The following is an 11768-nucleotide window of genomic DNA, read 5'->3' as shown; positions in this document are numbered from 1 at the left end:
GAGCTGACATTCCATGCGCGTCAACCGGATCCTGCTCTCCACGGCGCTGATCGTCGTCGCCCTGGTCGTCCAGGTGAGCGTCCTCGCCCGACTGCACCTGCCGGGAGCCGTCCCCGACCTGCTGCTGCTGACCGTCCTCGGCCTCGCCCTGGTCTACGGCCATGTCGGCGGCGCCCTCATCGGTTTCGGCGCCGGCCTGCTCGCCGACCTCGCCCCGCCCGCCGACCACGCCGCCGGCCGCTACGCCCTGGTGCTGTGCGTGACCGGGTACGCCGCCGGGCTGATGAAGCCGGACAACGGCCGGCTGAAGTCGGCGACCGGCCCGATGGTCACGGTGGTCGCGGCCGCGATCGGCTCGACCCTGCTGTACGCAGGGGTGGGCGCCCTCGTCGGCGACACCGCGGCCCGGCATGTGGGCCTGCCCAGCCTGCTGTTCACGGCGGCCCTGTACGACCTGCTGCTGGCGCCGTTCGTGGTCCCCGGGGTCATGGCGCTGGCCCGCCGCGCGGACAACGACCCGCTCGCCGAGTCCGGCTCCTCGGCGAAGGCCGCCGACATCTCCTCCGGCTGGGTCGCGGGCGGCACCGGACTGAAGATCGGCGGTCAACGGGGCGGGCTGCGGGTGAAGGCGGCGCGGGCGCGGGTGGCCCGCGCGGGACGCATCAAGGGGGTCAAGCGGCTGTGAGCGACGGGGAGTTCAAGTTCACCGGTATGGGTGAACGTCCGCGGAACCGGCGTTCGGGAGCCGTTCGTTCACCAGGCGTACGCAACCGGACACCGCTCGTACACGCCCAGCCGCACGCGTCCTGAAAGGGGGAGACGGCCGCAGTGACCAACATCCCGGAGACCGGCCGGACGCCCCGCGTCCAGATCCGGCTCGTCGTCATCCAGATCCTCGTCCTCTCCCTCCTCGGCACGCTCGGCGGCCGCCTGTGGTACCTCCAGATCCGCGAGGGCGCGGAGTACCAGAAGGAGGCGTCCGGCAACCACGTCCAGCAGGTCGTCGAGCCCGCCGTGCGCGGCTCGATCCTGGACGCCCGCGGCGTGCCCCTCGCCGACAACGAGACCCGGCTGGTCGTCTCCGCGTCCCGCACGGACCTGCTGAAGCAGAAGGACGACGGCAAGGCGGTGCTCACCAAGCTCGCCGGTGTCCTCGGCATGGACCCCCAGGAGGTCATGCTGAAGGTCCGGCTGTGCGACGCCAAGACGCCCCAGCCGTGCTGGAACGGCTCGCCGTACCAGCCGATCCCGATCACCGACGAGGCCACCCCCAAGCAGGCGCTGCAGATCCGCGAGCGCGCCGAGGACTTCCCCGGCATCAGCGCCGAACCCGAGGCCATGCGCCGCTACCCGGCCCCCGGCAAGGCCAACACCGCGCAGGTCCTCGGCTACCTCTCCCCGGTCACCGACGACGAGATCCAGAAGGCCAAGGACACCGACTCGCCCTTCCTGCGCTCCGACCAGGTCGGCCGCTCCGGCCTGGAGCGGCAGTACGACAAGGCGCTGCGCGGCAAGGCCGGCGTCACCCGCTACGAGGTGGACAACCTCGGCCGGGTCATCGGCAAGGCCCAGTCCGACGCCGCCGAGCCCGGCGCCAATCTCGTCACCAGCATCGACTCCCGGGTGCAGCGCGTCGCCGAGTACGAACTGGACAAGGCGATGAAGACCGCCCGCCAGCAGTTCGACAAGATCACCGGTGAGAACTACAAGGCCGACTCCGGTGCCGTCGTGGTGATGGAGGCCAAGACCGGCCGGATCGTCGCCATGGCCTCCGCGCCGACCTACGACCCCAACGTGTGGGTGGGCGGCATCTCCGGCAAGGACTACAAGGCCCTCACCGGCAAGAACTCCGACTACCCGCTGCTCAACCGCGCCATACAGGGTCAGGCGGCGCCCGGCTCGACGTTCAAGGTGGTCTCCACCGCGGCCGCCGTGCAGGCCGGTTACGAGTGGGACGGCGGCTACCCCTGCACCAGCGCGTACTCGGTGGGCGGCCAGGTCTTCAAGAACTTCGAGGGGGAGAGCTTCGGCCCCATCTCTCTCGGACGCGCCCTCGAGGTCTCCTGCGACACCGTCTTCTACGGCCTCGCGGACCGGGAGTGGAAGAAGGACGGCGGCATCAACCCCAAGAAGGGGCAGCCGAAGGACTGGTTCTTCAAGACCGCCCACCAGTTCGGCCTCGGCAAGGAGACCGGTGTCGACCTTCCCAACGAGGTCACCGGCCGCGTCCCCGACCGCCAGTGGAAGCTCGCCTACTGGCAGGCGAACAAGGACGCCTGGTGCAAGAGCGGCAAGAAGGACGGCACCTACGTCGAGAAGATCGCCTACGAGAACTGCCTCGAAGGCAACAAGATGCGCGAGGGCGACGAGATCAACTACTCCATCGGCCAGGGCGACACGCTCGTCACGCCGATCCAGGAGGCCGTGATCTACGGCGCCGTCGCCAACGGCGGCACCATGTACCAGCCGACCATCGGCAAGGCGATCATCAGCCCGGACGGCAAGAGCGTGCGGGAGATCAAACCGACGGTGCGCGGCCGGCTGCCGGTCAGCCAGGCCACCCTCAAGGGCATGGACGACGCCTTCGCGGGCGTCATCACCCGCGGTACGGCCGCCTGGAAGTTCGGCGGCTGGCCGCAGGACAAGATCGCGCTGCACGGCAAGACCGGTACCGCGGAGGTCTACGGCAAGCAGACCACGTCCTGGCTCGCCACCTACTCCAAGGACTACACGGTGATCATGACGATCGCCCAGGCCGGTACGGGTTCGGGCGCCTCCGGTGAGGCGGTGCGCAACATCTACAGCGCGCTCTACGGCGTCCAGGGCGACGGCTCCATCGACAACAGGAAGGCGCTGCTGCCCCAGCCGCAGAAGGGCCTGCCCAAGGTCCGCACGGACGGCACCATCGCCGCCCCGAAGATCAGCGGCGACCCCGCCAGGGACGCCGAGAACGCCCAGAAGAACAACCCGACCAACGGTGACGACCAGCAGCCCGCCGCCACGGCCTCACCGACCACCGGCGGCAACCGCAACACCCGCAGACGGCCGCGCAGGCGGGGAAGCCGGAGGATGCCCCGATGACCGGCGTGAACAGCTTCTCCGTCTCCGGCTACGGCCCGGAGCGGGCCGGCTGGACCAGGATCTTCGCCCGCGACTCGCTCACCCGACGGCTCGACTGGCCGATCCTGCTCGCCGCGCTGGCGCTGTCCCTGCTGGGCTCGCTGCTGGTGTACTCGGCGACCCGCAACCGCACCGAGCTGAACCAGGGCGACCCGTACTTCTTCCTGCTGCGGCACCTGATGAACCTCGGCATCGGGCTCGCCCTGATGATCGCCACGCTCTGGCTCGGTCACCGCGCCCTGCGCAATGCCGTGCCGGTCCTCTACGGCCTGTCCGTGCTGCTGGCCCTGGTGGTCCTCACCCCGCTCGGCGCGACGATCAACGGCCAGCGCAACTGGCTCGTCATCGGCGGCTTCTCGGTCCAGCCCGCCGAGTTCCTCAAGGTCACGATCATCCTGGGCATGGCGATGCTGCTGGCCGCGCGGGTCGACGCGGGCGACAAGCTCTACCCCGACCACCGGACCGTCGCCCAGGCCCTGGGGCTGGCGGCGGTGCCGTGCCTGATCCTGCTGCTGATGCCCGACCTCGGCTCGGTGCTGGCCATGGTGGCCATCATCCTCGGCGTGCTGCTCGCCTCCGGCGCCTCCAACCGCTGGGTCTTCGGCCTGCTCATCGCCGGAGCGATCGGCTGCGTCGCCATCTGGCAGCTGCACATCCTCGACGAGTACCAGATCAACCGCTTCGCCGCGTTCGCCAACCCCGACCTGGACCCCGCGGGCGTCGGTTACAACACCAACCAGGCCCGCATCGCGATCGGCTCCGGCGGCCTGACCGGCGCCGGGCTGTTCCACGGTTCGCAGACCACCGGGCAGTTCGTGCCCGAGCAGCAGACGGACTTCGTCTTCACCGTCGCCGGTGAGGAACTGGGCTTCGTCGGCGCCGGGCTCATCATCCTCCTGCTCGGTGTGGTGCTGTGGCGGGCCTGCCGCATCGCCCGCGAGACCACGGAGCTGTACAGCACGATCGTCGCCGCCGGGATCGTCGCCTGGTTCGCCTTCCAGGCGTTCGAGAACATCGGCATGACCCTCGGCATCATGCCGGTCACCGGCCTGCCCCTGCCGTTCGTCTCCTACGGCGGATCGTCGATGTTCGCGGTGTGGATGGCGATCGGGCTGCTGCAGTCGATAAAGGTACAAAGGCCACTGTCGGCGTGAGCGGGAGGACGCGATGAGCGGCACGGCGACCGAGATCGTCGAGGCGGCGTTCCGGCTCTACCGGGCCCAGGACCGGGAAGCGGCCGTCGCGCTCTACGCCGACGACTTCACCTTCACCAGCCCACGGGACGACCACATCGACAAGGCCGCCTTCTTCGAGCGATGCTTCCCGACCGCCGATCACTTCAAGGAGCAGCGGCTGTTGCGGGTGACGCCCGCCGACGAGGAACTCGTCTTCGTGCTCTACGAATACGAGCTGACCACCGGCGGGCGGTACCGCAACACGGAGGCGATCACCGTGCGGGACGGGCTCATCCGGGAGGTGCAGGTCTTCTTCGGTGGCCGGGTGTGAGACGCGCGCCCGCATCGAAGGCGAGCCAGCCGCCGTCGCGGGGAAAGGCACCCTGCCGTCCCGCCCCGACTGCGATTAGATTCAGGTCATGGCGGAGACGAAACGGGAGATCGAGCGCAAGTACGAATCCGACGACAGTGGGCTGCCCGACCTGACCGGTGTCGCCGGGGTCGCGGCCGTCCTCGACCAGGGCGTGGCCGAACTGGACGCCACCTACTACGACACCGCCGACGAACGCCTCGCCGCGGCCGCCGTCACCCTGCGCCGCCGCACCGGCGGCTCGGACGCCGGCTGGCACCTCAAGCTCCCCGTCGAGCCCGGTGTGCGCGACGAGATCCGCGCGCCGCTGTCCGACACGGTGCCCGACGAGATCGCCGCGCTGGTCCGCTCCCGGATCCGGCACGCCGAGCTGGTGCCCGTGGTACGGCTGCGCAGCGCCCGGGACGTGCGCCACCTGGTCGCCGCCGACGGGGCACTGCTGGCCGAGGCGAGCGTGGACGAGGTGCGCGCCGAACGGCTCAACCGGGCGGGCGGAACCGCCCGGTGGACCGAGATCGAGGTGGAACTGGCCGACGGCGCCGACCCCGCCTTCCTCCGCAAGGTCGACAAGCACCTGCGCAAGGCGGGCGTCCGCCCGTCGGAATCCCCCTCCAAGCTGGCCCGTGCCCTGGGGGAGACCGGCGGCACCCGCACCCGGACCGCCGCACCGGCCGAGCCCGTGACCGCAGGCGACCACCTCCTCGCCTACCTGCGCGCCCAGCGCGACGCCATCGTGGCGGGCGACCCGGCCATCCGCCGGGACGTCCCGGACTCCGTGCACAAGACGCGGGTGGCGACCCGCCGCATGCGCAGCACCTTCCGCACCTTCGGCAGCGTCCTCGACCGCGCCGTCACCGATCCGGTCGCCGCCGAACTGAAGTGGCTGGCCGGCGAGCTGGGCGCCGACCGCGACCAAGAGGTGCTGGCCGCACGCCTGACGGCCGCCCTCGACGACGTCCCGCCCGCCCTGGTCCACGGCCCGGTCCACGAGCGGCTCGCCGCCTGGGCGAGCGCGCGGCACGGCCACACCCGCGGCCACCTCGTCGCCGTACTGGACTCCGCCCGCGCGCTCGCCCTGCTCGACACCCTCGACGCCGTGCTCGCCGACCCGCCGCTGCGCAAGAAGGCCGCCAAGAAGCCGGACGCGGTGCTCGCCGCCGCCGTGCACAAGGACCTCGCCAAGGTCTCCCGGCTGGTCGCGCAGGCCCTCGACCTGCCGCCGGGGCACGAGCGCGACGTCGCCCTGCACGAGGCCCGCAAGAAGGCCAAGCGCACCCGGTACGCCGCCGAGGCCGCCACACCCGCCCTCGGCAGCCCCGCCCGGTCGCTGGCCAAGTCGATGAAGTCCCTCACCAGCCTGCTCGGCGACCACCAGGACAGCGTCATGGCCCGCCACACCCTGCGCGAACTGTCCGCGGTCGCCCACGCGGCGGGGGAGAGCGCCTTCACCTACGGGCTGCTGTACGGCAGGGAGGAGGCACGCGCCGCGGCCGCGGAGCGGGAGCTGCCCGGCCTGTGGAAGGAGATCGAAGGAGGGACGAGTCTGTGAGCGTACGGAGGAGGCCGCCGACCGGGTTACGCTGAATGGTCACCCCTGTCAGCTCACAAAGGTTCCCCCGATGTCCGTCGAGTCGGTGTTCCCGCAGCTCGAAGCCCTGCTCCCGCATGTGCAGAAGCCGATCCAGTACGTGGGCGGCGAACTGAACTCCACCGTCAAGCCCTGGGACAGCTGCGATGTCCGCTGGGCGTTGATGTACCCGGACGCGTACGAGGTCGGCCTGCCCAACCAGGGCGTCATGATCCTCTACGAGGTCCTCAACGAGCAGGAGGGCGTCCTCGCCGAGCGCACCTACAGCGTGTGGCCGGACCTGGAGGCGCTGATGCGTGAGCGCGGCGTCCCGCAGTTCACGGTGGACAGCCACCGCCCGGTGAAGGCGTTCGACGTGTTCGGGCTCAGCTTCTCCACGGAGCTGGGCTACACGAACATGCTCACCGCGCTGGACCTCGCCGGCATCCCGCTGGAGGCGAAGGACCGCGGTCTGGACGACCCGGTCGTCGTGGCCGGCGGACACGCCGCGTTCAACCCGGAGCCGATCGCCGACTTCATCGACGCGGCCGTCATCGGCGACGGCGAGCAGGCCGTCCTCGACATCACGCGGATCGTCAAGGAGTGGAAGGCCGAGGGCCGCCCCGGCGGCCGCGAGGAACTGCTGCTGCGCCTGGCCAAGACGGGCGGGGTGTACATCCCGCAGTTCTACGACGTCGAGTACCTGCCGGACGGCCGGATCGCCCGGGTCGTGCCGAACCGCTCCGGCGTGCCGTGGCGGGTGTCCAAGCACACCGTCATGGACCTGGACGAGTGGCCCTACCCCAAGCAGCCGCTGGTCCCGCTGGCCGAGACGGTGCACGAGCGGATGTCGGTGGAGATCTTCCGCGGCTGCACCCGCGGCTGCCGCTTCTGCCAGGCCGGCATGATCACCCGCCCGGTGCGCGAGCGTTCCATCACGGGCATCGGCGACATGGTCGAGAAGGGCCTGAAGGCAACCGGCTTCGAGGAGGTCGGCCTGCTGTCGCTGTCCTCCGCCGACCACAGCGAGATCGGCGACATCGCCAAGGGCCTCGCGGACCGCTACGAGGACGACAAGATCGGCCTCTCCCTCCCCTCAACCCGCGTCGACGCCTTCAACGTCGACCTGGCCAACGAGCTGACCCGCAACGGCCGTCGCTCCGGTCTGACCTTCGCTCCCGAGGGCGGCTCCGAGCGCATGCGCAAGGTCATCAACAAGATGGTCTCGGAGGAGGACCTGATCCGCACGGTCGCCACCGCCTACGGCAACGGCTGGCGTCAGGTGAAGCTGTACTTCATGTGCGGCCTGCCGACGGAGACCGACGAGGACGTCCTGCAGATCGCCGACATGGCGACGCGCGTCATCGCCAAGGGCCGTGAGGTGTCGCGGTCCAACGACATCCGCTGCACGGTGTCCATCGGCGGCTTCGTGCCCAAGCCCCACACCCCCTTCCAGTGGGCGCCGCAGCTCTCCGCCGAGGAGACCGACGCGCGCCTGGAGAAGCTGCGGGACAAGATCCGCGGCGACAAGAAGTACGGCCGCTCCATCGGCTTCCGCTACCACGACGGCAAGCCCGGCATCGTCGAGGGCCTGCTCTCGCGCGGCGACCGCCGCATCGGGGCCGTCATCCGCGCGGTCTACGAGGACGGCGGCCGCTTCGACGGCTGGCGTGAGCACTTCTCCTACGACCGCTGGATGAGCTGCGCCGACAAGGCGCTGGCTCCCTTCGGCGTCGACGTCGACTGGTACACCACCCGCGAGCGCACCTACGAGGAGGTCCTGCCCTGGGACCACCTCGACTCGGGCCTCGACAAGGACTGGCTGTGGGAGGACTGGCAGGACGCCCTCGACGAGACCGAGGTCGAGGACTGCCGCTGGACCCCGTGCTTCGACTGCGGCGTCTGCCCGGCGATGGACACCCAGATCCAGATCGGCCCGACGGGCAAGAAGCTGCTGCCGCTGACGGTCAAGAACGCCGCCCCGGCGCCCGCGACGAGCGGTCACACGCACTGACGGACCACCCGAAGAGCCCCCTGTCCCGCGCGGGAGAGGGGGCTCTTCGCCGTCCGCGCCCCGGCTGGCCGGCCCCCGGCGCAGGATCTAGCGTCGGATCATGCACCCGCCCCGCGGCGAGCCGGTGGCGGACACGGTGCCCGGCCTGTCCGCCGGGCCGGTCGTCCTCGCCTGGCTGACGCAGTTCCTGGTCGGAACGGATCTCTTCGTGGTGGCGCCGCTGCTGCCGCGTATCGCCGCGTCGTTCGCCATCTCCGCGGCGAGCACCGGTCTGCTCGTCACGGCCTTCTCGGTCGCCTACGTGGTGGCGTCGCCCTTCGCCGGCTGGATCTCCGACCGCCGGGACCGCGCCACGGTCCTGGTGGTGGCGTTGGTGCTGTTCTCCGCGGCCAACGTCGCCACCGCGCTGGCTCCGGACTTCGGCGTGCTGCTGGTCGCCCGGGTGGTCGCCGGCATCGCGGCCGCCGCGACCGGTCCCACCGTGTACGCCCTGGTCAGCACCCGTGCGCGGCCCCAGGCCCGAGCACAGGTGCTGGCCGTGGTCGGATCGGGCCTGCTGACCGCGCTGTGGGTGGGCGCGCCGGCCGGCTCGTTGCTGGGGCGGTACGTGGGCTGGCAGGCCGCCTTCGTGATCCTGGCGGCGGGCACGTTCCTGCTGGCCTTCCCGCACGCGTTCGTCTGGCGCGCCCGGCCGGCCCCGGCTCCGGCGCCCGCCGCCGCGACCGGTGCGCCCCGGCGGGCCGGGCCGTCCGGTGCGGGCGTCGCGCTGTCCGCCGTCGCGGTGACGGCCCTGTGGGCCTTCGCCGTGTACACCCTGTACACGTTCCTGGCCATCGCGCTGCACGCCGACGGCAGGGCCACCGCCGTCACCTGGCTGCTGGTCGTCTACGGCATCGGCGCCGTCGCCGGCGGCCAGCTGGGCGGCCGGCTGGCGGACCGGGGCGACGCGGTACGGATCACCCGGTCGGCGCTGGCGCTGACGGCGGTCCTGGAAGCCGCCGTGGCTCTGCTGTTCCCGGTCACCTGGACGCTGGCCTGCGCGCTGGGCCTGTTCGCCCTGGCCGCCTACGCCTTCTTCCCCGCCCAGCAGCGCCATCTGGTCGACCTGTTCCCCGAACGGGCGACCGCCGTGCTGTCGTGGAACAACAGCGCCCTGTTCGTGGGCCTGTCCCTGGCCGGCGCCGTCGGCGGATTCGTCGTCCACGCCCTGGACTACCGGGCGCTGCTGTACATCGGCGCCGGCGTCGCGGTGGCGGCGTGCCTCCTCGCCCGGGGCCGCACTCCCCGCCCCCGCACCCAGCAGGAGCGGCCGGCCGGAGCGGGCCGCCGGCAGTCGTGACGGCATCGCAACCCGTACGGTGAATCCGGGGGCGGCGGCCGCTGCGTCCTGTCGTACATGGAACCGCAGAAGCCTCCGCTCCCGGAACCGCAGAAGCCTCCGCCCCGGCAGCCGGACGGCTGTCTCGTCGTCGCCGTTCGCCTGCCCGTGCGGATCGTCGTACTGGTCCTCGTCGTGCCGGTACGGATGCTGTGGGACGCGGCGGCCGTCGCCGGGCGGGTGCTGCGGGACACGGTGCTGCGGCCCCTCGGGCGGGCCCTGCTGTGGCTCGGGAAGGCCCTGTTCGTGTGGCCGCTCGTGGCGCTGTGGCGGTACGTCCTCGTCCCCTTCGGCACGGCGCTCGCCCGGCTCGGGCGCATCCTGCTCGTCGTGCCGGCGGTATGGCTGTACCGCCGGGTGCTGACCCCCCTCGGGCACGCTCTGGCATGGGCGGCACGAGCGGTCGGCGGCGGGATCGCCTGGCTGGCGCTGGGCATCGGCGCGGGCCTCGCGTGGCTGTACGCGCGCGTGCTGACGCCGGCCGGACACGGCCTGCTGTGGGTGCTGCGCGGCATCGGGTTCGTCCTCGGGGCACTGGGCGCCGGGACGTACGCGGTGCTTGCCTGGCTCGTGCGCCACCTGGTCGTCGTACCGGCCCTGTGGCTGTGGACCTGGGTGCTCGCTCCGGTGGGGCGGGCCGTCGCCTGGTGCGCCCGGGGTGCAGCGTGGGCGCTCGGGATGGCCGTCAGCGGCATCGGTCTCGCCCTGTACTGGGCCACCCGGGTGCTGTTCGTGCTGCCCGCGCTCGCCCTGTGGCGGTGGGTCCTCGTGCCCGTGGGACGGGTCCTCGCCGTCGTCGCCCGCGAGGTGGGAGCGGCGCTCGGGCACGCCTGGCGGATCGCCGGGCGGATCTCCCTCGCGGTGGGGCGCTTCCTCGGCACCGTTCTGCGGTGGACCGTCGTCGAGCCGCTGCGGTGGGTCTACCGCGGCGTGCTCACCCCGGTCGGCCACGTCGTGCGCGACGCCGTCCTCGGGCCCGCCGCCAAGGCCGCACGTGGCGTCGGGCGGGCCGTACGGGAGGCGCTCGCCTCGGCGCGGGAGTCGGCGCGGCAGGCACGGGCGGACTTCCGGCGGATGCTGTTCGGTGAGCCCCGGGAGAGGGAGGCGGTGGCCCGGCGGGAACCTCACGGCGCCGAGACACGTACTCTTGATAGACGTACGACCGCTCTCACAAAGGACTAGGACACTGGGCAAGCGACAGCCCGAAGGCCCGCCGCCCGCACCCGCGGTGCAGCGCATCCGACTGCGCTACACCAAGCGCGGCCGCCTGAGGTTCACCAGCCACCGCGACTTCCAGCGCGCCTTCGAGCGCGCGCTGCGCCGCGCCGACGTACCCATGGCGTACTCGGCGGGGTTCACGCCGCACCCGAAGGTGTCGTACGCCAATGCCGCACCCACCGGCACGGGCAGCGAGGCGGAGTACCTGGAGATCGCGCTCACAGCGCCGCGTGACCCGGAGCAGCTGCGCGTCCTCCTCGACGAGTCGCTGCCCGCAGGGCTCGACGTGATCGAGGCGGTCGAGGCGCACACGTCCGGGCTCGCCGACCGGCTCACGGCTTCCGTCTGGGAGCTGCGGCTGGGCGGCGTCGACCCGGCCGACGCGCGGCGCGCGGTGGAGGCCTTCAACGCGGCCGGGGCGGTGGAGGTCCAGCGCCTGACCAAGAACGGCATGCGCACCTTCGACGCCCGTCCGGCCGTCGTGAGCCTGGAGACAACTGAAACGCACAGTGCGCCGGCTGATAGGCCGAGCGACCAGCCCTGTGCGATACTGCGGCTGGTTGTTCGGCACGTGACGCCTGCCGTACGACCCGACGACGTCCTGTCCGGTCTCCGCGCCGTGGCCGACCTGGCGCCGCCGGTCCCCGCAGCGGTGACCAGGCTGGCGCAGGGGCTGTTCGATGAAGAGACCGGCACGGTGACCGACCCGCTCGCGCCCGACCGCGAGGCAGCGGCGGCCCTCGAAACGGCCGCTCCGGCTGCCGCCGCGACGGCGCCGACGCCGGAAGGTTCCGCGTAGGGACGGACGTCGTAAGCGCCGCCCTTGTACTCGGGAGCCACCTGGGTCGGGCAGCGCACCGACCAGAAGACTTTCGCCAGGCCGTACGCGACAAGGTGTACGGAACCGGCGAGACAGGACACAGAAA

9 protein-coding genes are annotated in these 11768 nt (G+C 71.8%); all 9 read left to right on the top strand.

Annotated features, from left to right (window positions below; genetic code table 11):
* Nucleotides 1-13: 13 nt before the first annotated feature.
* The 9 genes from mreD to ACZ67Q_RS34450 all read left to right on the top strand — a co-directional run bounded on the left by mreD (nt 14) and on the right by ACZ67Q_RS34450 (nt 11641).
* Entirely contained in the window at nt 14-685 is a 672-nt protein-coding gene (gene mreD, locus ACZ67Q_RS34490; protein WP_471190264.1) for a rod shape-determining protein MreD, read from the top strand.
* A 143-nt stretch (nt 686-828) separates the two neighbouring features.
* A complete protein-coding gene (gene mrdA, locus ACZ67Q_RS34485) occupies nt 829-3081 on the top strand; it encodes a penicillin-binding protein 2 (RefSeq protein WP_471190262.1) in 2253 nt (750 codons plus the stop codon).
* The gene (gene rodA, locus ACZ67Q_RS34480) at nt 3078-4274 is read left to right on the top strand and encodes a rod shape-determining protein RodA (RefSeq protein ID WP_471190260.1); all 1197 of its coding nucleotides are present in this window, start codon (nt 3078-3080) and stop codon (nt 4272-4274) included. The genes mrdA and rodA overlap by 4 nt, the downstream gene beginning before the upstream one ends.
* A gap of 13 nt (nt 4275-4287) precedes the next feature.
* Complete coding sequence (locus ACZ67Q_RS34475) at nt 4288-4626, top strand: nuclear transport factor 2 family protein (RefSeq protein WP_471190258.1); 339 nt, start codon at nt 4288-4290, stop codon at nt 4624-4626.
* Between the two features lie 88 nt (nt 4627-4714).
* On the top strand, nt 4715-6214 hold the full coding sequence (locus ACZ67Q_RS34470; protein WP_471190256.1) for a CYTH and CHAD domain-containing protein: 1500 nt from the start codon (nt 4715-4717) through the stop codon (nt 6212-6214).
* Nucleotides 6215-6284: 70 nt separating this feature from the next.
* The gene (locus ACZ67Q_RS34465) at nt 6285-8246 is read left to right on the top strand and encodes a TIGR03960 family B12-binding radical SAM protein (protein WP_471190254.1); all 1962 of its coding nucleotides are present in this window, start codon (nt 6285-6287) and stop codon (nt 8244-8246) included.
* Nucleotides 8247-8346: 100 nt separating this feature from the next.
* Nucleotides 8347-9585 carry an MFS transporter gene (locus ACZ67Q_RS34460; protein WP_471190252.1) on the top strand — a complete coding sequence of 413 codons (1239 nt, stop codon included), beginning with the start codon at nt 8347-8349 and terminating at the stop codon, nt 9583-9585.
* Nucleotides 9586-9642: 57 nt separating this feature from the next.
* A complete protein-coding gene (locus tag ACZ67Q_RS34455; RefSeq protein WP_471190250.1) occupies nt 9643-10806 on the top strand; it encodes a hypothetical protein in 1164 nt (387 codons plus the stop codon).
* A gap of 46 nt (nt 10807-10852) precedes the next feature.
* Nucleotides 10853-11641, top strand: a complete 789-nt coding sequence (locus ACZ67Q_RS34450; protein WP_471190248.1) for a TIGR03936 family radical SAM-associated protein — start codon at nt 10853-10855, stop codon at nt 11639-11641.
* Nucleotides 11642-11768 lie beyond the last annotated feature (127 nt).

The sequence above is a fragment of the Streptomyces sp. NPDC036813 genome (genome assembly GCF_055609245.1).
This window is presented reverse-complemented; position numbering and strand designations above follow the sequence as displayed.

Excerpts from the sequence above, each read along its gene's own strand:
- mreD (WP_471190264.1), top strand. The coding sequence starts at position 14 with ATGCGCGTCAACCGGATCCTGCTCTCCACGGCGCTGATCGTCGTCGCC.
- ACZ67Q_RS34470 (WP_471190256.1), top strand. The coding sequence starts at position 4,715 with ATGGCGGAGACGAAACGGGAGATCGAGCGCAAGTACGAATCCGACGAC.
- rodA (WP_471190260.1), top strand. The coding sequence starts at position 3,078 with ATGACCGGCGTGAACAGCTTCTCCGTCTCCGGCTACGGCCCGGAGCGG.
- ACZ67Q_RS34475 (WP_471190258.1), top strand. The coding sequence starts at position 4,288 with ATGAGCGGCACGGCGACCGAGATCGTCGAGGCGGCGTTCCGGCTCTAC.
- ACZ67Q_RS34455 (WP_471190250.1), top strand. The coding sequence starts at position 9,643 with ATGGAACCGCAGAAGCCTCCGCTCCCGGAACCGCAGAAGCCTCCGCCC.
- ACZ67Q_RS34465 (WP_471190254.1), top strand. The coding sequence starts at position 6,285 with ATGTCCGTCGAGTCGGTGTTCCCGCAGCTCGAAGCCCTGCTCCCGCAT.
- ACZ67Q_RS34460 (WP_471190252.1), top strand. The coding sequence starts at position 8,347 with ATGCACCCGCCCCGCGGCGAGCCGGTGGCGGACACGGTGCCCGGCCTG.